Raw genomic sequence first — 17,083 nt, 5'->3', positions numbered from 1 at the left:
GGGCACCGGGCCAATGCCGGTCATCACCTCGCGTTCCGGCAGGTGACCATGACGGACCAAGCGCGCCCGCCCATCCTCGAGCGTGTCCTTGGAAAACGCGGCCATGAGCGCAGCCAGCTCGGCCTGGATAGCTTGCTCGATCAGCTTGCGCGCGCCCTCACGGATGACATCGGTGAATGCGTCGGAGCCAAATCCCGATGGATCAGGCAGCTGTGCAATGGTATTCTCTCGCATGTGGCATATCCCTTTCTCGGCTGAGAACTGACGGCGTCTGAACACCGCCATGATATGCCGCCCCTCAGGGCATCACCAACTTTCGCGCGTTTCTCGTTGGTGACCTACACCAGCCCGTTCCTGCTGCTCTTCGTGGCGGGGATCGGTCTCGCGCTGGCTTGGCGGCGGTTCGACTTCGCGCCGCTGATCGGCTGCCTGCCGCTGGGCATCGTGCTGCTGGTGCTGGCGGCACTGAAGCTGGTGCCCGCGGGCTGGGTCGTGCCTCTGTTCTACGTCTCGGCCATTCTGACGGTGGTCGGCACGCTTGGGGCGGAGCGGCGGTTCGTGGGGCGTGGCCTGCCACTGTTCGGCCAGATCGGCGACGCCAGCTACTCGATCTACCTGTCGCACACGCTCGTGCTCATCCCCCTCGTGACGGTGCTGCGCAAGCTGTTGCTGCAGGGCTGGGCACAGTTCCTCGTGGCCTCAACGATCGCGGTCGTGGTCTGCGCGGTGATTGGCATATGGATCTACCGACTGGTCGAGAGGCCGATGCTGAAGGCGATGCGCCGCCGCTTCGACCGACCCGTGGCCAAAAGGCCCACGCCTGAGATCGCCACGGCGCAGAGCGGGGTGTGAAACCGAGGCGCGGGGGCGCCCCCGCGCTCCCCCGCGCTTTAGTTCCGCGCGTAGACATCCTCGTAGCGCACGATGTCGTCTTCGCCGACATAGGCGCCGGTCTGCACCTCGATCAGCACCATTGGCACCTTGCCGGGGTTCTCCATCCGGTGGACCGCGCCGAGCGGGACATAGACCGACTGGTTTTCGGTCACGAGCTTCACCTCGTCGTCGATGGTGACCCGGGCCGTGCCCTCGACCACGATCCAGTGCTCGGAGCGGTGGTGATGGCTTTGCAGCGACAGCGCGGCGCCGGGATGCACCATGATCCGCTTCACTTGGAAGCGGCCACCGATGACGAGGCTTTCGAACCAACCCCAGGGGCGGTGATCCTTGGGGAATGCGGTGGCCTGCGGGGACTGTTTGGCCTTGAGCGCCTCGACCGCCTTCTTCACGTCCTGCGCGCGGGACATGTCGGCCACCAGCACCGCGTCGTTCATGGCGATCGCCATGACGTTCTCGAGCCCGATGCCGACGATCTCCAACCGGTCGCTCTCGGAACGTAAGAGAGTGTCGCGGCAGTCGATCGCAGTGGCGCCTTGGGAGGTGACGACGCCGCTCTCGTCGGGGCCGCTCTCGCGCCAAACCGCGTCCCAGCCGCCCAGATCGGACCATTCGCCCGAGAAGGGCACGACCGAGAGGTTCGGCGCCTTTTCCATCACCGCGTAGTCGATCGAGATATCGGGCGCGGTCGCCCAAGAGGCCGGGTCGAGCCGCAAAAAGCCCAGATCGGTTTTCGCCTGCGCCAGCGCCGCTTCGACGGGCCCGAGGATCTCGGGCCCGTGCTCGCGGAACGCCGCGACCATGTCGGCGGCGCGGGCCATGAAGATACCAGCGTTCCACAGGAAGTTGCCCGAGGCCAGCATGTCCTCGGCGCGGCCCAGATCGGGCTTCTCGACGAAGCGGGTGAGCGGCTGCGGCGCGCCGTCGTCGACCGGGCCCTCGAGTTCGAGATAGCCGTAGCCAGTCTCGGCATGGGTCGGCGCGATGCCGAAGGTGACGAGGCGGCCTTCGCGCACCGGTCCGAGTCCCTGCGCCACGGCGGCGTAAAAGGACGCGGCGTCGGGGACCACGTGATCGGAGGGCGCGACCAGCATCACCGCCTCGGGATCGCTGGCCACGAGATAGGAGGCGGCCGCGAGGATGGCCGGCGCGGTGTTGCGCCCCTCGGGCTCGATCAGCACCGCGCGGGGATCGATGCCCGCAAGGCCCAGCTGCTCGGTGACGATGAAGCGGAAATCGGCATTGGTCAGAACGAGCGGCGAGGCGAAGCCCAGGTCGCCATCCGGCCCGAGCCCCCGCCCGTGCAGCCGCCGCGCCGAGGCCTGAAACAGCGTCTCCTCGCCCATCAACGGCACGAACTGCTTGGGATAGCTCTTGCGCGAAAGCGGCCACAGACGGGTGCCCGAACCACCGCAGAGAAGGACGGGGGTGATGGTGGTCATGGGATACTCCATTCAAACGCGAACAACGGGGAACCGGCGATCGGACAATTGCAATCCTTCGCCTCCAGCATCACCCATAACCACGAATAAATGGAAGGCCCCGTAACGGGAAAAATGAAACGGCTGCGGCCCCGGGCCGACGCCGATACCTTATGGTTCGCTCGGCCCCGCAGGGGCTTGGCGGAAGAAGGCGTGGCTCCCCCGGAGCGGCGTTGGACATTGGCCGATCAAGGTCGCATCAAGCGGATGTCCGGGGAGAAGACAACGCCATCGTCAATGCCAACAAGCTCGACACCATGGCGCAGGTCTGGCGCAGGCGGTTCCTTACATGGGGCATCCTGATCGCGGTGGTCGGGATACGGATCGTGTTCCCGCTGGCGGTGGTAATCATTGCCGCCGGGATCGGACCGTGGGATGCGATCCGCTTCGCCGCGGCCACGCCTGAGGACTACGCGCGCATCATGGAGGCGGCGCATCTGTCGATCACCGCTTTCGGAGGCACCTTCCTGATAATGGTGGCGCGGGGGTCTTTCATCGACGAGGAAAAGGAGGTCGTGTGGATCGGCGCCTGCGCCGCGCGGCCGGGGTGCAAGGGCTGCAGGTCGGTCTGGTGCTGGTGAGCTTCGGTGTTCGACCCACTCGACACCGGCACCTTCCTGTTCCCGGCGCTGCTGGGGCTTTTGAACTGTCTCGCGCTCGACATGCTGAGCAATTAGCTCGATGCCGATCAAAAGGCTGCGGGCGCCGCGCGGACCGGTGAGCCTAGCGCGTTTCTCTCCCTCGAAGTGCTCGACGCGAGCTTTTCCTTCGACGGGGTGATCGGCACCTTCACGGTGACCAAGAACCTGTTCCTGATTGCCATCGGTCCCGGCATCGGCGCGGTGTATATGCGCTCCATGGCGATCACGCTGATCGAAAAGCGCACGCTGACCGAGTCTCGCTACCCCGAACACGGAGCCTTCTATTCGATCCTCGTGCTGTCGGTGCTGATGCTCGCGCAGGCGATGGTGCATGTGCCCGAGGCGATCGCCGGCTGATCGGCGTGGCGCTGTGGTCGTCGGCCCGGCACAACCGGCTTCGGATGCACCATAGCGCATGGACGTGACTCGGCGGATATAAAAACGGGCTCCCTCATGGGAGCCCGTTTCTCATTCGGTTGCCATGAATTCAGTCGCGGCGCTTGGGGGCCTCGGTGCCGTCCTTGCGGGCCGGCTTGCCCGGACGCGGGCCAGGCTTGGCGCCGGGGGCCGAAGGCGGGGTGAAACGGCGCGAGGTGTCGGCGGCGCCGCGCGATTTCGGCGCGCCCTCGGGCTTGCCCGGCTTGGCGAAAGGCTTCGCGCCCGGCTTGCCACCGGATTTCGGACCGGGCTTCGATCCGGGCTTGGCGAAGGGCTTCGTCCCCGGCTTTCCGGCGGGCTTGCCGCCCCGCTCGGAGACGGCGCCGTCGCGGCTGCGGTCGAAGGGCTTGGCGTCTTTCTTCTTCCAAGGCTTGGCATCGCCCTTATCGGTCGCGCCGTCGTGCTTCTTCCATGGCTTGTCGCCTGCCGGCTTGTCGGCGCGCGGTTTGCGCGGCGGCCGGTCGTCGGAGGGCGCGTGCTCGGGGCGCGGGCCGCGTTCGGGTCGGGGGCCGCGCGACAGGTCGGGCGCCGCGTCGAGCGCGGTCATCTTCAGCCCTTCCTCGGGCGACATGTCGGGGCCGATGGCGCGCAAAAAGCCCGGCACGGCGGCCTCGGCGATCTCGACGAAGGTCTCGGTGTCCTGGATGCGGATCGCGCCGATCGCATCCTTGGAGATGTCGCCGGCGCGGCACAGGAGCGGCAAAAGCCAGCGCGCCTCGGCCCGCTTGTTGCGGCCCGCCGACAGCGAGAACCACTTGCTCGGGCCGAAGCTCTCGGTGGCGCGCTTTTGCGGCTTGGCGTCGGGGGCCTGCAACTCTTCGGGCGCCGAGCGGCGCGAGCGGTAGAGCGCCAGATAGGCCGCGGCGATGGTCTCGGGGGCGTGGCGCTGCAAGAGCTTGGCGGCGAAGACCTTCGCATCCTCGGAGATTTCGGCGTTCCAGACCGGATCGTCGAGCAGTCGCGCCTCGTCGGCGGCGAGGATGTCCTCGGCCGAGGGCGGCACGGTCCAGTCGGCCGAAAGCTTGGCAAAGCCCAGCAGGCGCTCGGCCTTCTTGCGCAGCTTCATCGGCACGATCAGGGCGCTCACGCCCTTGCGGCCCGCGCGGCCGGTCCGGCCTGAGCGGTGCAGCAGCGTCTCGGCGTTCGAGGGCAGCTCGGCATGGATGACCAGCTCCAGATCGGGCAGGTCGATGCCGCGCGCGGCCACATCCGTCGCCACGCAGATCCGGGCGCGACCGTCGCGCATCGCCTGCAGCGCGTGGGTGCGCTCGTTCTGCGTGAGCTCGCCCGAGAGCGAGACGACCGAGAAGCCGCGGTTCGACAGCCGCGCGGTGAGGCGGGCGACGGTGGCGCGGGTGTTGGCGAAGACGATGGCGTTGGTGGCGTCCTGATGGCGCAGCGTGTTGATGATCGCCGCCTCCTCGTCGCCCTGGGCGACCTGCAGCGCCTTGTAGGAGATGTCGGCGTGCTGGCCGCCCTTGGTGGCGACGACGACACGCTCGGCATCCGTCTGGAAATCCTTGGCGAGCTTGGCGATGGCGGGCGGCACCGTGGCCGAGAACAAGAGCGTGCGCCGCGCCTCGGGGCAGGCCGAAAGGATGAATTCGAGGTCCTCGCGGAAGCCTAAGTCGAGCATCTCGTCGGCCTCGTCGAGGACGACGGCGCGGATGTCGCTGAGGTCGATCGCGCCGCGGCGGACGTAATCGGCAAGCCGGCCCGGCGTGGCCACGACGAAATGCGCGCCGCGGTCGAGCGCGCGGCGCTCGTCGCGGATCTCCATGCCGCCGATGGCGGTGGCGAGCCGCGCGCCCGCGCCGCGGTAGAGCCAGTCGAGCTCGCGCATCACCTGTGAGGCCAGCTCGCGCGTCGGCGCGATGGCGAGCGCGAGCGGTGCTGCGGCGCGGGGCAGCTGCCCGCTTTCGTCGAGGATGGTCGGGCCGATGGCGAGGCCGAAGCCCACGGTCTTGCCCGAGCCGGTCTGCGCCGAAACCAGCAGGTCGCGCTCGGCCAGTTCCGGGGCGGTCACCGCCTCCTGCACCGGGGTGAGCGTGTCGTAGCCGCGCGCGTCGAGCGCGTCCCTGAGGGTCTGCATCATATGTAAGAAAGGTCCGTCGATCTGGGGTCGGCCAAAGGCCGGGGGCCGCGCAGCTCGCGCGGTATCAAGCCTTCGGCCATAAACGCATCGCGCCCGACTGTATAGCGCCAATCGCCGCCGCATGCCGGCCATGCGCGGCAACCGGCCTTATCGAGAGACGAAGCAGTCTGCCGAGATGCCCGCGCAGGGCGACGGCTCGGCACGGGCCTGCGCGGCCGCGCCGAGGACTGTGGATTCAATGCTGGTTGCGACACGGGTTCAGGACCGATCGAGCTGGCGGAGTTCCTCGGCAAAGGCCTCGGCCGGTGTCCGGTAGCCGAGACAGCGCCTTGGTGTGACGTTCAGCTGCGCGCCGATCTCGGCCATCGCATGATCCGATGGAGCGACGATGGCCGTATCGCGCGGCAGGTAGCGCCGGGCACGCTTGTTCAGGTTCTCGACCGAGCCCTTCTGCCAAGGCGCTTGCGGAGCGCAAAACCACGCCTCGGTGTCCATCCCCGTTCTCAGGTCGCGCCATCGGTTGAACTCAAGCCCCCGGTCGAAGGTGATCGAGCGCCATGCGGACAAGGGCAGGGGCGACAGCAGGGTGATCAGACGGTTCATCAGCTGCTTCGAGCTACGGTCGTTGTTGCGGAACAGGGCCGCGTAGCGCGTCTTTCGTTCGACCAGTGAGGCCACGTTGGCCTTTCCCAACTCCATGGGCATTGTTGCAGAACACTGGCCCGAGACGCAGTTGCCCCTTTCCCCAATAACGTCATCCCACGCGAACGATTTCGGCGGTGCCGAGGGCTGAGAAGCGGTTCATGAGGGCGATGCGGATGTGGACTTCGGCGGTCTGGCGGTCGGGGTCTCTTGCGGCGATGCGCTCCCCGAACGCTTTGAAGCACCGCATCTTGGCCTCGATGCGGCTGCGGAGATGGTAGCCTGTCCACCGCTTCCAGAAGGCGCGTCCGAAGTGCCGTGTGGCCCGGAGGATGTCGTTGCGGGCCACAGCTGCCGGCCCATCCTCTTTCCATGGTCGTCCGTTCTTGCGGATCGGGATGATCGCCGTGGCTTGGCGCTCGATGATCGCAGTGTGACAGCGGCGCGTGTCGTAAGCGCCGTCGGCGGTCACGGTGCTGATCGGCTCGTCTTCAGGGATCTGATCGAGCAGGTCCGGCAGGACCGGACTGTCGCCGTCACGGCTGGGAGTGAACTCCACGGCGCGGATGTCGGACGTGGCCGTGTCCATGGCCAGGTGGACCTTCCGCCACTGACGACGGCCCTGTGGCCCATGCTTGCGGGCCTGCCATTCGCCATCGCCCAGGAACTTGATCCCGGTGCTGTCCACTAGCAGGTTCAGCGGGCCATCGGCCCGGCGATAGGGGATCTGGACGGCCAAAGTCTTCTGCCGGCGGCACAGCGTCGAGTAGTCCGGCACCGGCCAGTCCAGCCCTGCCATCCGCAGCAAGCTGGACACCATCCCAACCGTCTGCCTCAGCGGCAGCTTGAACAGCACTTTGATCGAGAGACAGAATTGTATCGCGCCTTCGGAGAAGACCGGGGGACGTCCCGGCCGTCCCTCATGTGGCGCGAGCCATGTCATCTCCCGGTCCAGCCAGATCAGCAGAGAGCCGCGCTTGCGCAGCGCGGCGTTATAGGCGGACCAGTTCGTCGTGCGGTAGCGGGCGGGCATGGGCTTCGTCATGTCGCCCATCTAAGCGGCTGATCCGCTGTGTGAACCGTCAGGCGGGGAGTTCTGCAACAACGCTCGTTGCGCTTCCCGTTCGACCGGTCGCTCCGTCATGCCGGTCACGCATGATAGGCCGACCCCTTCGAAGGCACCAACAGGATCGAGGCAGCGCATGAGCCAGACCAACGCCAGGTTGCATTTCTTTCGTCACCGCGATCTCGCGGAATGGTGCCACGTGATCGCGGCCGCGCCGAGCGGCCAGACCTGCGAGGCCCGGCACGCGGCGCTGATCGAGGCGCTCGACATGGCGGACATCACCGGCTCGCACGACATCGAGGCGCTGCGCCGCGCCGCCGATCTTCTGGGCCGCGCCCATACCCGCGGCGATGCCCCGGCGCTGGCGCTGCTGCGCGGCCTGCCGACCGCGCGCCGCCTCGCGCTTGCCGAGGCGGCGGAGACGCGGATCGGCTATCTCTACCTGCAGGAGCCGTCGCTCAACGATGCGCTGGCGGAGGACATGTCGCTGCTGCTGGGCTGCCTTGGCGACCGCATGGCGGGCTGAAGCGCCGCCTCAGTCCCCCCGGAACGACGAAACGGCGGCATCCTCGCGGATGCCGCCGTTTTATCGTCTTGCCCCGCGGGACGCCTTGGTCGGGCGCCGCCCGGGGGGCGGAATGTCTGGCGCTCAGGCGGCGCGGGCCGCGTCGCGGGCGATCTGGGTGATCGCCGAGCGGGAGATGCCCAGATCGGCGAGATCGCGATCGGTCAGCAGGCTCAGCTCGCGCTGCGTCTGGCGATAGACGCGGTTGCGCGCGATGGCGGCCTTGAGCCGGGCGGTGATCGCGATGAGGCCGTTGGCTTCGGTGTTGAAGGTGGTGCTCTGGTCGATGGTAGTGGCGGCCATGTCAGTTGTCCTTGTTTCGGGTCCGTGTCGGCCCAATCCCAGGGCCTGATCGGCGCGGCGCGTATTCGCCGCGTCGTTGACCCCTAACTGGTAGCGATAACGGCGAATGAAAACCCGTCGCCGCCGTAGACCCGCCATGCATGCGCTGCATGGGCTCCGCCGGGGCTCAGCGCCCGGCGGTCCAGTCGAGCACAACCTTGCCCGAGCCGCCGCCGCGCATCGCCTCGAAGCCCGCGACATAATCGTCCACAGGCATCCGGTGGGTGATGACGCCGCGGATATCGAGGCCGTTCTCAAGCATGGCAATCATTTTGTACCAGGTTTCGAAGATCTCGCGCCCGTAGACCCCCTTGATGGTGATCGCCTTGAAGACGATGCGGCTCCAGTCGACCGGGCTCTTGCCCGGCGGGATGCCCAGCATGGCGATCCGCCCGCCCATCACTAGTCGCTCGACCATCTGGTCGAGCGCGCGCTGATTGCCCGACATCTCCAGCCCAATGTCGAAGCCCTGCTTCATGCCGAGGCGCGGCACCACCTCGGCGAGGTCCTCCTCGGCCACGTTGACCGGCACCACGTCGGCGACCTTTGCGGCGAGCGCGAGGCGGTCGGGGTTGATGTCGGTGATGACGACATGGCGCGCGCCGACATGGCGCGCGACGGCCGCCGCCATGATGCCGATCGGCCCCGCGCCGGTGATCAGCACGTCCTCGCCCACGAGGTCGAACGACAGCGCGGTATGCACCGCGTTGCCCAATGGGTCGAGGATCGCGCCGATCTCGTCGTCGATCGCGTCGGGCAGCGGCACCACGTTGAAGGCCGGAAGCCGGAGATATTCGGCAAAGGCGCCCGGCTCGTTGACGCCGATGCCGCGCGTCTCGGGGTCGAGGTGGAACTTGCCCGACCGGCTCTGGCGCGACTGCTTGCCGATCAGGTGCCCCTCGCCCGAACAGCGCTGGCCGATCGAAAGATCGGTCACGTTGCGCCCCAGCTCGACGATCTCGCCCGCGAATTCATGGCCCGTCACCAGCGGCACCGGCACCGCGCCTTGCGCCCACTCGTCCCAGTTCCAGATATGCACGTCGGTGCCGCAGATGCCGGTCTTGTTGACCCGGATCAGCACGTCGTCGGGGCCGATCTCGGGCACCGGCACGGTCTGGCGCCACAGCCCCTCTTCGGGCTTGGCCTTCACGAGCGCGGTCATGCCGTTGGGGCGGCTCATTCGATCACGCCCAGTTCGCGGCCCGCCTTGGCGAAGGCGTCGAGCGCCGCGTCGAGATCCTCTCGGCTGAGCGCCGCGTTCATCTGCGTGCGGATGCGCGCCTTGCCCTTGGGCACGACCGGAAAGAAGAAGGCGGTGACATAGACGCCGAGCTCGTCGAGCCGTGCGGCCATCTTCTGCGCCAGCTTGGCGTCGTGCAGCATGACGGGGATGATCGGGTGCTCGCCGGCCAAGATCTCGAAGCCCAGATCGGTCAGACCCTTGCGCCAGTACTCGGAATTCTCGAAGAGCCGCGCGCGCAGATCGTCGCTCTGCTCGATCAGGTGCAGCGCCTCGAGCCCCGCGGCGCAGACCATCGGCGGCAGCGCGTTGGAAAAGAGATAGGGCCGCGCCCGCTGGCGCAAAAGGTCGATGACGGGCTGCGGCCCGGCGATATAGCCGCCGATCGCGCCGCCAAGCGCCTTGCCCAGCGTGCCGGTCAGCAGGTCGGCCTTGACGCCGAAATGCGCAGGCGTGCCCGCCCCCTTGGGCCCCATGAAGCCGGTGGCGTGGCAGTCATCCACCATCATCAGCGCCTCGTACTTGTCCGCGAGCGCGCGGATCTCGTCGAGCCGGGCGAGGTAGCCATCCATCGAAAACACGCCGTCGGTGGCGATCATCACATGCCGCGCCCCGGCCTCGCGGGCCTCCCGGAGCTTGGCCTCCAGATCCTCCATGTCGGAATTGGCAAAGCGGTAGCGCCTGGCCTTGCACAGGCGGATGCCGTCGATGATCGAGGCGTGGTTGAGCGCGTCCGAGATCACCGCGTCCTCCGGCCCGAGAAGCGGCTCGAACAGCGCGCCATTGGCGTCGAAGCAGGCGGCGAAGAGGATCGTGTCGTCATGGCCGAGATATTCGGCGAGGCGCGTCTCCAGTTTGCGATGCAGGTCCTGCGTGCCGCAGATGAAGCGCACCGAGGCCATGCCGTAGCCGTGCCGGTCGAGCGATGCCTTGGCGGCATGGATCAGGTCGGGGTGATCGGCGAGGCCGAGATAGTTGTTGGCGCACAGGTTGATGACCTCGCGGCCCGACAGGTCCACCCGCCCGCCCTGCGGCGAAGTGATCTCGCGCTCGGTCTTCCACAGCCCCTCCTCGCGGATCTCCGAAAGGCGGCTTTCGATGTCTTGCAGGAAACGGGTCATGGGAGGTCCTTTCGGGGGGGGGCGCGGGCAAGCTCCGAGTCTATGCTCGATGCGGCATCTTGCAAGCTCTGCCGCCACGGCAGGGGTGTTGGGGGGCTTACCGGACGTGTTGCAGGTCGGGCTGCGCCGACATGTCTGCAATGACCGCTCCGGGCCCATATCGTCTGGTCAACGGCGGTTGGGACAAATCATTTGCATGGCCTATTCGGTTCTGCGCAACCTCGTTGATCTGAAGTCAGCCCAAAGGTCCAGAGCCATGGCAAGAGTGAGCAGCGAAAGATTGGCGGCCCATATTGAAGGTGACTTTGTAGTCTTTCTGATAGGCATACGGATCAATAAGCCGTGGAAACTTCATAAATGGTTGCCAGCTATCACCGGCATGCCAAAGATGTTGAAAGAGCTTGATGCCCTCCCTTCGAACGAGACTGGCTTTTTGGGACATACCGGCCTGAGTATGGGCGTGATCGTCCAGTATTGGCGCAGTTTCGATCATCTCGAAGCCTATGCCCGCTCCAGGGAGCATGCGCATTTTCCTGCGTGGAGCGCCTTCAACAACCGCATGAAGAACAGCCGGGACGACGTCGGGATTTGGCACGAGACCTATCAAGTGAAGGCCGGACAATACGAGGCCGTATATTCCGGGATGCCGCCCTTCGGTTTGGGAAAGGCATCCGAGCTTGTTCCTGCTACGGGACGTCGGAGTGAAGCGCGCATGCGCTTGAAAGGGTGACGCGGTCTCGCTGCTCAAACGGCAGCTTCGTCCGCACAGCCGACCATCGAGACAACGCCCTCGAGGAATTGCCCGGCAACTCTCTGACTGCCCCACGCAGCCCCCCTCACCTCTCCCCCTCGAACCGGTAAATCGCCAACCCCCGCTCGCTCTCGTCGATCTCCAGCCTGCGATTGACCGGCGCGTGGGCGCGGCTGGCGCAGTGGGGGCGTTCGCACAGATAGCAGTTGATGCCGATGCCGGTCGGGGTGATCCGGTCGAGGTCGAGCCCCTCGGCATGGGCCAGCCGCGGCGCATAGGCGACGTCGCAGCCCAGCCCGATGGCCAGCCGCGTCGCGGTCTGGCCCAGCGTGCCGCCGTGCCGCGTCACGGTGCGGGCGATGGAGAGATACCACGCGCCGTCGGGCATGGAGATCACTTGCGTCTGCACCCGGTCGGGCGCCTCGAAGGCGGCGTGGATGTTCCACAAGGGGCAGGTGCCGCCGAAGGAGGAAAAGGGAAAGCGTCCGGCGCTGAACCGCTTGGAGATGTTGCCCGCCTGATCGACCCGCACGAAGAAGAAGGGGATGCCGCGCGCGCCCTCGCGCTGCAAGGTGGTCAGCCGGTGCGCCACCTGCTCGTAGCTGGTGCCGAAGCGGTGGCTGAGAAGCTCCACGTCGTAGCGCGCGCTTTCGCAGGCGGCGAGAAAGCGCCCGTAAGGCATCAGCAGCGCCGCGGCGAAGTAGTTGGCCAGCGTCACCCGCGCCAGCGCCAGCGCCGAAGGATCGCTCAGCCCCGAAGCCGCGAGCTCGTCGGCGATCTCCTGCCCGCGCTCCAGCCGCGCCAGCAGCACCGCCATCTGGAAGCGGCGGCTCGATTGGCCCAGGAGCTCCGACAGGCGCAGCTCGCCGCGATGCGCGACATGCTGGCGCAAGCGCCCCGCCATCACCTCGGAGGGCAGGATGCGCACCCGGATGCCATGATCGTGCAGCCGCTCGGTCAGCGCGGTGTGCGGCTCGCTCCGGTGCAGCTTCATCTCCTCGGCCATGGTCTCGGCGGCGCGGTCGAGCGCATCGACATGGTTGCGCCGCTCGAACAGCCAGGCCCGCACCGCCTGCACCGCCCGGCTGCCCTCCTCCAGCACCTCGACCTTGTCGCGATCCGCCAGCGGGTTGCTGTCGGACTGGCGCGACAGGACGAGCTGGCGGTAGCGGTCGTGCAGCCGCACCAGCGCCGCGGCGACGTTCGGCGCGGCCAAAAGCGCCTGTTCGAGCTCGACCCGGCCGATGCTGGCCTCCAGCGCGGGGTCCTTCAGCGCGGCGGCGAGATCGGCGGCGAGCTGCGCGTCGGTCTCGGGCGCAAGTTCGCTCACATTGATGTCGAAGGCCTCGGCCAGCCGCATCAGGAGCTTGGCCGAGGCCGGGCGCTGGTTGCCCTCCATCAGGGTCACGTAGCTCGATGAGACCCCGAGCCGCCCGGCCATCTGCGCCTGCGTCAGGCCGAGTGAGACCCGCAGCGCCTTGAGCCGGGGGCCGATCAGCAGCTTCTCACCGCGGTCGCCCATATCATACCTAACAAAGTTTCAAAGTTATGGCTTACATAACTTACATGATTACCCACTCGCAACAAAATTATGCTGCAACTGCGATATGACCATACTAACCTTACAGACAGAACAGGCGCCACACTCTCCCACCGGCGTCGCCAACAGGAAGGTCACGCAGATGTCTCTCGATCTCGTCCCCGCCCCCGCAGCCCCGAAGCCGGTCCTGCTGCGCGACGTGCCCGGCGCTTCCCGCGTCCTGACCGACGACGCGCTGGCGCTGGCCGCCGAACTTCAGACCCGCTTCGGCCCCAAGATGCAGGCGCTTTCCGTCGCCCGCGAACGGCGTCAGGAGTGCGCCGATGCGGGCCGCATGCCCGACTACCTCGAAGACACGGCCCATATCCGCAAGGGCATGTGGAGCTGCGCCCCCGCGCCCGAAGGCCTGCGCGACCGGCGCGTCGGCCTTGCCACCGCCGCCGAGGCCGGGGCGCTGGCCATGGCCCGCGACAGCGGCGCCACGACGCTGCTCGTCGATCTCGACGAGACCACGGCACCCGGCTTTGCCAATCTCGTCGCCGGCATCGCCGCGCTGACCGAGATGCAGGACGAGGCCACGCCAATGCTGATCCGTCCGCGCCCGCTGGAGCGCGACGAGCCGGCGCTCCTGATCGGCGGGCACCCGGTTTCGGCGGGGCTGTTCGACATGGCGCTCATCGCCACCCATCTCGCCGCACCGCTCGCGGAGCGCGGCATGGGGCCATGGCTGCAACTCGGCGGCATCGACAGCCACCGCGAGGCGCGGCTCTGGGCCGAGATCCTGCGGCTCGTCGAAGAGCGCACGGGGCTCGACACCGGCACGATCCGCGCCGAGGCCTCGATCGAAAGCGTCAATGCGGGCTTCGAGATGGACGAGATCCTGTCGGAGCTGCAGGACCGCGCGCTCGGGCTGACGCTGCGCCGCGCGCCGCTCACCGCCTCCTACCTGCGGCTGATGCGCGCCCATGCCGAGGCGGTCCTGCCCGCAAGGCTCGACCCCGAGGCCGCCTTCCTGGGCACCTGCGCCGCGCGCATGGTCAAGGTCGCGCATCGCCGGGGCACCCATGCCATCGCCGAAGCGCCCGACAGCGCCGATCCGGGCGATCTGCGCCGCCCGCTCGACGAGGGCTGCGACGGGCTCTGGCTCACCGCGCCTGAGCGGATCGACCCCGCCCGCGAGGCCGTCAGCCGCGCCCTGCCGGGGTCCCACCAGATCGGCCGCCCGCGCCAGTATTTCCGCATCAGCCCGGAGATGCTGCTGAAGCCCCATACCGGCCCCGTCACCGAGGCCGGGCTGCGCGGCACGGTCCATGTCGCCATCGGCGCGCTCGCCGCATGGATCGCCGGGCGCGGGCCGGTGCGGATCGACGATGCGCTGCACGGCCTCGCCTCCGCCGATCTGGCCCGCGCGCGGCTCGGCCAATGGCTGGCGCATGGCGCGATGGTCAAGATGGAGGCGGGCGACAGCCGCCGCATGACCGCCGACTGGCTGGCCGAGCTGATCCACGAGGAGATCGTGGCGCTGGTCGAATGGCTCGGCCCGCACAGCTTCCACCGCGGCCGCTACGCCTCTGCCGCGCGGATCGTGCAGGAGGCCGCCTGCGCCACCCCGCAGCCCGACCATGTCGCCCGGCTCGCCGCCCCGCTGCTCGACACGCTCGACTGACCCATGGCGCGGGGGGCGAAAGGCCCCCCGCGCCCCTCCTTCGAACCCCCACCAAGGACCAACACCATGACCGACATGACCCCTCCCGCCCGCAAGAGCTATGCCGAGCGCCGCGCCGCGCTGCAGTCGCGCTTTCCCGACGGCGCCGCCGCGGGCGGCATCGGCATAGACGACATCCTGCAGCTTCAGATGCAGAACACCTACAACACCCATCTCGACATCGCCCGCGACATGGCGAAGGTCATGCGCGCCGACATGGCCGCCTATGACGTCGACCCCGAGCATTTCACCCAGTCCCTGGGCTGCTGGTCGGGCTTTCACGCCCAGCAGATGATCCGCTCGGTCAAGCGCCTGCGCGGCACCACCAAGGGGGCTTACGTCTATCTCTCGGGCTGGATGGTCGCGGGTCTGCGCAACCGCTGGGGCCACCTGCCCGACCAGTCGATGCACGAAAAGACCGCCGTCGCTGATCTCATCGAGGAGATCTACGTCTCGCTGAGGCAGGCCGACGAGGTCGAGCTCAACGACCTGTTCCGCGCGCTCGACAAGGCGCGCGAGGCAGGCGACGCCGAGGCCGAGCGCGAGGCCGTCACCGCGATCGACAGCTTTGAAAGCCATGTCGTCCCGATCGTCGCCGATATCGATGCGGGCTTCGGCAACGAGCACGCGACCTACCTGCTCGCCAAGGAGCTGATCAAGGCGGGCGCCTGCTGCCTGCAGATCGAGAACCAGGTCTCGGATGCCAAGCAATGCGGCCACCAGGACGGCAAGGTCACCGTCCCGCGCGAGGATTTCATCGAAAAGCTGCGCGCCTGCCGCATGGCCTTCGAGGAGCTGGGCGTCACCGAAGGCGTGATCGTCGCGCGCACCGACAGCCTCGGCGCGGGGCTGACCCAGAAGCTCCCGGTGAGCCAGGCCCCCGGCGACCATGCCGCCGAATACCTCAAGTGGATCGAGACCGAGAGCTTCGACGGGCAGCCGACCGAAGGCGAGATCGCCATGTGGCGCGACGGCGGCTGGGCCAAGCCCGCGCGGCTTCCCAACGGTCTCGTGCGCTTCAAGGAGGGCACCGGCCGGGCGCGGGTGATCGAGGATTGCGTGGCCTCGCTCAATGATGGCGGCGCGGACCTGATCTGGATCGAGACCGATACCCCCAACGTCGCCGAGATCGCGGGCATGGTCGAGGAGATCCGCCAAAAGGCGCCCCACGCCAAGCTGGTCTACAACAACTCGCCCTCCTTCAACTGGACGCTGAACCTGCGCAAGCAGGTCCGGGCCGACTGGATCGAGGCCGGCAAGATCGCCGAAGCCGATTACCCGGATGGCACCCAGCTCATGAAGGCCGAGTTCGACGAGACCGATCTGGGCCGCGAGGCCGATGCCCGGCTCAAGCGGTTCCAATACGACATCTCGACCAAGGCGGGCGTGTTCCACAACCTGATCACCCTGCCGACCTTCCACCTTACCGCCAAATCGGTGGACGAGCTGTCGCGCGGCTATTTCGGCGAGGACCGGATGCTGGCCTATGTCGCCACCGTGCAGCGCGAGGAAATCCGCCGCGGCATCTCGGCGGTGAAGCACCAGCACGAGGTCGGCTCGGATCTGGGCGACAGCTTCAAGGTCATGGTCGGCGGCGATCGCGCGCTCAAGGCGGGCGGCCACGCCAACACGATGAACCAGTTCGCGGCCGAATGAGAGCATCCGCCGGTCGGGCCTGACCGGCGGGGCAAGGAGAACCGGGCCGGGGTGCTGCACCCCGGCCCGGTTTTCGTCAGGCGGCGGTGTCGGTGCCCGCCCTGGCCGAACTCTCGGCCAGGGCCGGGGCGGCGGCGCTGGCCTCGTAGGCGGCCCCGGCCCGCGTGGCGCTTTGCAGCGCGATCGGCGCAAGGCCGCCCCCCTCGGAGGCGGCACCGATCGCGGTGACGAGGCTTTGCTGGCGGCTCGTCTCCTGCAACCGGATCGCCGCGGCGCGCGCGGCGGCGACATCCGACATCTCGGCCTCTTCGGGCGCGGTGTCTTCGGCGGTCTTCGGGGCTTGTGTCGCGGCATCGGGCGCGTCTTGCTTCGTGGCCTGCGGCGCGTCTGCGTCGGCCTTGGCAGCCCCCGCTTCGGCCCCTTGCACGGCAGCGGCGGTCGTCCCGGTCACGGCCATGTCCGCGCTGGCGGTCACCGTCTCGGCGCCTTTCACGGCGGCATCGGTCGCCTCGGCCACGGCCGCGCCCGCCTTGGCGGCGACCGCATCGGCGCTTGGAGGGACGGCGGCGGGGTCTGTGGCTGCCTTGGCCGTGGCAAGAACCGCCTTCGCGGCCTCCGGCGCGGCGCTTTTTCGCGCCGCCTCGGAGATCTCGATGCGGATGGCCGGTTCGGCCCTGGATGCCGTTTCGGGCGCCTTGTTCCGATCCGGCGCCGGTTGCTCAGCGCCTTTTCCGGCCTTGGCCTTGTGCGCCTCCATCAGCGCGGAGAACGCGGCCTTCCAGTCGATGCGGGAGCCGGCGGTATTGAAAGAGAGTGGCATGTCGAACCTCTTGTGGGTGCGTGTCCGCTCAAATGAGGCTCGGATTGCGGCAGAATTTCTGCCGCAATGTGCCTATACCAAAGCAC

General features: G+C 67.8%; 15 protein-coding genes and 2 pseudogenes. 7 read left to right on the top strand and 10 right to left on the bottom strand.

Annotated features, from left to right (window positions below):
* Positions 1 to 234: pseudogene (locus tag CJ301_RS15190) on the bottom strand (IS256 family transposase); the annotation flags it as partial.
* A gap of 54 nt (positions 235 to 288) precedes the next feature.
* On the opposite strand from CJ301_RS15190, the gene CJ301_RS15185 reads away from it, so the two are divergent.
* The gene (locus tag CJ301_RS15185; RefSeq protein ID WP_110522086.1) at positions 289 to 852 is read left to right on the top strand and encodes an acyltransferase family protein; all 564 of its coding nucleotides are present in this window, start codon (positions 289 to 291) and stop codon (positions 850 to 852) included.
* Positions 853 to 890: 38 nt separating this feature from the next.
* Here CJ301_RS15185 and CJ301_RS15180 read toward each other — a convergent pair whose 3' ends face one another.
* Positions 891 to 2,336 (bottom strand): mannose-1-phosphate guanylyltransferase/mannose-6-phosphate isomerase, encoded by a 1,446-nt coding sequence (locus CJ301_RS15180; RefSeq protein WP_099278218.1) that lies wholly within the window; start codon positions 2,334 to 2,336, stop codon positions 891 to 893.
* 296 nt (positions 2,337 to 2,632) lie between these two features.
* Between CJ301_RS15180 and CJ301_RS15175 the strand changes: the two genes are divergently transcribed.
* Together CJ301_RS15175 and CJ301_RS15170 are read left to right on the top strand one after the other, a co-directional pair.
* A complete protein-coding gene (locus CJ301_RS15175) occupies positions 2,633 to 2,956 on the top strand; it encodes a DUF475 domain-containing protein (protein ID WP_162620561.1) in 324 nt (107 codons plus the stop codon).
* A gap of 165 nt (positions 2,957 to 3,121) precedes the next feature.
* A complete protein-coding gene (locus tag CJ301_RS15170; RefSeq protein ID WP_099278216.1) occupies positions 3,122 to 3,373 on the top strand; it encodes a DUF475 domain-containing protein in 252 nt (83 codons plus the stop codon).
* A gap of 130 nt (positions 3,374 to 3,503) precedes the next feature.
* Here CJ301_RS15170 and CJ301_RS15165 read toward each other — a convergent pair whose 3' ends face one another.
* The 3 genes and pseudogenes from CJ301_RS15165 to CJ301_RS15155 form a co-directional block, all read right to left on the bottom strand.
* On the bottom strand, positions 3,504 to 5,549 hold the full coding sequence (locus CJ301_RS15165) for a DEAD/DEAH box helicase (RefSeq protein ID WP_099278215.1): 2,046 nt from the start codon (positions 5,547 to 5,549) through the stop codon (positions 3,504 to 3,506).
* A 258-nt stretch (positions 5,550 to 5,807) separates the two neighbouring features.
* A pseudogene (locus CJ301_RS15160) lies at positions 5,808 to 6,239 on the bottom strand (IS30 family transposase); the annotation flags it as partial.
* Between the two features lie 64 nt (positions 6,240 to 6,303).
* Positions 6,304 to 7,236 carry an IS5 family transposase gene (locus CJ301_RS15155; protein WP_099278221.1) on the bottom strand — a complete coding sequence of 311 codons (933 nt, stop codon included), beginning with the start codon at positions 7,234 to 7,236 and terminating at the stop codon, positions 6,304 to 6,306.
* Positions 7,237 to 7,393: 157 nt separating this feature from the next.
* Here CJ301_RS15155 and CJ301_RS15150 point away from each other — a divergent pair, with 157 nt between their 5' ends.
* Positions 7,394 to 7,783, top strand: coding sequence for a hypothetical protein (locus CJ301_RS15150; RefSeq protein ID WP_099278213.1), 390 nt, complete (start codon positions 7,394 to 7,396; stop codon positions 7,781 to 7,783).
* Positions 7,784 to 7,906: 123 nt separating this feature from the next.
* On the opposite strand, the gene CJ301_RS15145 is transcribed toward CJ301_RS15150, so the two are convergent.
* The 3 genes from CJ301_RS15145 to CJ301_RS15135 all read right to left on the bottom strand — a co-directional run bounded on the left by CJ301_RS15145 (position 7,907) and on the right by CJ301_RS15135 (position 10,525).
* A complete protein-coding gene (locus CJ301_RS15145; protein WP_099278212.1) occupies positions 7,907 to 8,125 on the bottom strand; it encodes a DUF1127 domain-containing protein in 219 nt (72 codons plus the stop codon).
* Positions 8,126 to 8,291: 166 nt separating this feature from the next.
* The gene (gene tdh, locus CJ301_RS15140; protein WP_099278211.1) at positions 8,292 to 9,344 is read right to left on the bottom strand and encodes an L-threonine 3-dehydrogenase; all 1,053 of its coding nucleotides are present in this window, start codon (positions 9,342 to 9,344) and stop codon (positions 8,292 to 8,294) included.
* A complete protein-coding gene (locus CJ301_RS15135) occupies positions 9,341 to 10,525 on the bottom strand; it encodes a glycine C-acetyltransferase (protein WP_099278210.1) in 1,185 nt (394 codons plus the stop codon). Before CJ301_RS15135 ends, tdh begins: the two co-directional genes overlap by 4 nt.
* Before the next feature lie 196 nt (positions 10,526 to 10,721).
* On the opposite strand from CJ301_RS15135, the gene CJ301_RS15130 reads away from it, so the two are divergent.
* On the top strand, positions 10,722 to 11,255 hold the full coding sequence (locus CJ301_RS15130) for a DUF4188 domain-containing protein (protein WP_216823306.1): 534 nt from the start codon (positions 10,722 to 10,724) through the stop codon (positions 11,253 to 11,255).
* Between the two features lie 106 nt (positions 11,256 to 11,361).
* On the opposite strand, the gene CJ301_RS15125 is transcribed toward CJ301_RS15130, so the two are convergent.
* Complete coding sequence (locus CJ301_RS15125) at positions 11,362 to 12,798, bottom strand: helix-turn-helix domain-containing protein (RefSeq protein WP_099278208.1); 1,437 nt, start codon at positions 12,796 to 12,798, stop codon at positions 11,362 to 11,364.
* Positions 12,799 to 12,958: 160 nt separating this feature from the next.
* Between CJ301_RS15125 and CJ301_RS15120 the strand changes: the two genes are divergently transcribed.
* Together CJ301_RS15120 and CJ301_RS15115 are read left to right on the top strand one after the other, a co-directional pair.
* Positions 12,959 to 14,482, top strand: a complete 1,524-nt coding sequence (locus CJ301_RS15120) for a malate synthase A (RefSeq protein ID WP_162620559.1) — start codon at positions 12,959 to 12,961, stop codon at positions 14,480 to 14,482.
* A gap of 66 nt (positions 14,483 to 14,548) precedes the next feature.
* Positions 14,549 to 16,177 carry an isocitrate lyase gene (locus CJ301_RS15115; protein WP_437438423.1) on the top strand — a complete coding sequence of 543 codons (1,629 nt, stop codon included), beginning with the start codon at positions 14,549 to 14,551 and terminating at the stop codon, positions 16,175 to 16,177.
* Between the two features lie 76 nt (positions 16,178 to 16,253).
* On the opposite strand, the gene CJ301_RS15110 is transcribed toward CJ301_RS15115, so the two are convergent.
* The gene (locus CJ301_RS15110) at positions 16,254 to 16,997 is read right to left on the bottom strand and encodes a hypothetical protein (protein WP_099278206.1); all 744 of its coding nucleotides are present in this window, start codon (positions 16,995 to 16,997) and stop codon (positions 16,254 to 16,256) included.
* Positions 16,998 to 17,083 lie beyond the last annotated feature (86 nt).

Source organism: Limimaricola cinnabarinus (assembly GCF_002723615.1).
GTDB classification, from domain to species: domain Bacteria; phylum Pseudomonadota; class Alphaproteobacteria; order Rhodobacterales; family Rhodobacteraceae; genus Limimaricola; species Limimaricola cinnabarinus_B.
Note: the sequence above shows the minus strand (reverse complement) of the source record. Positions and strands in the feature narration are given on the sequence as shown.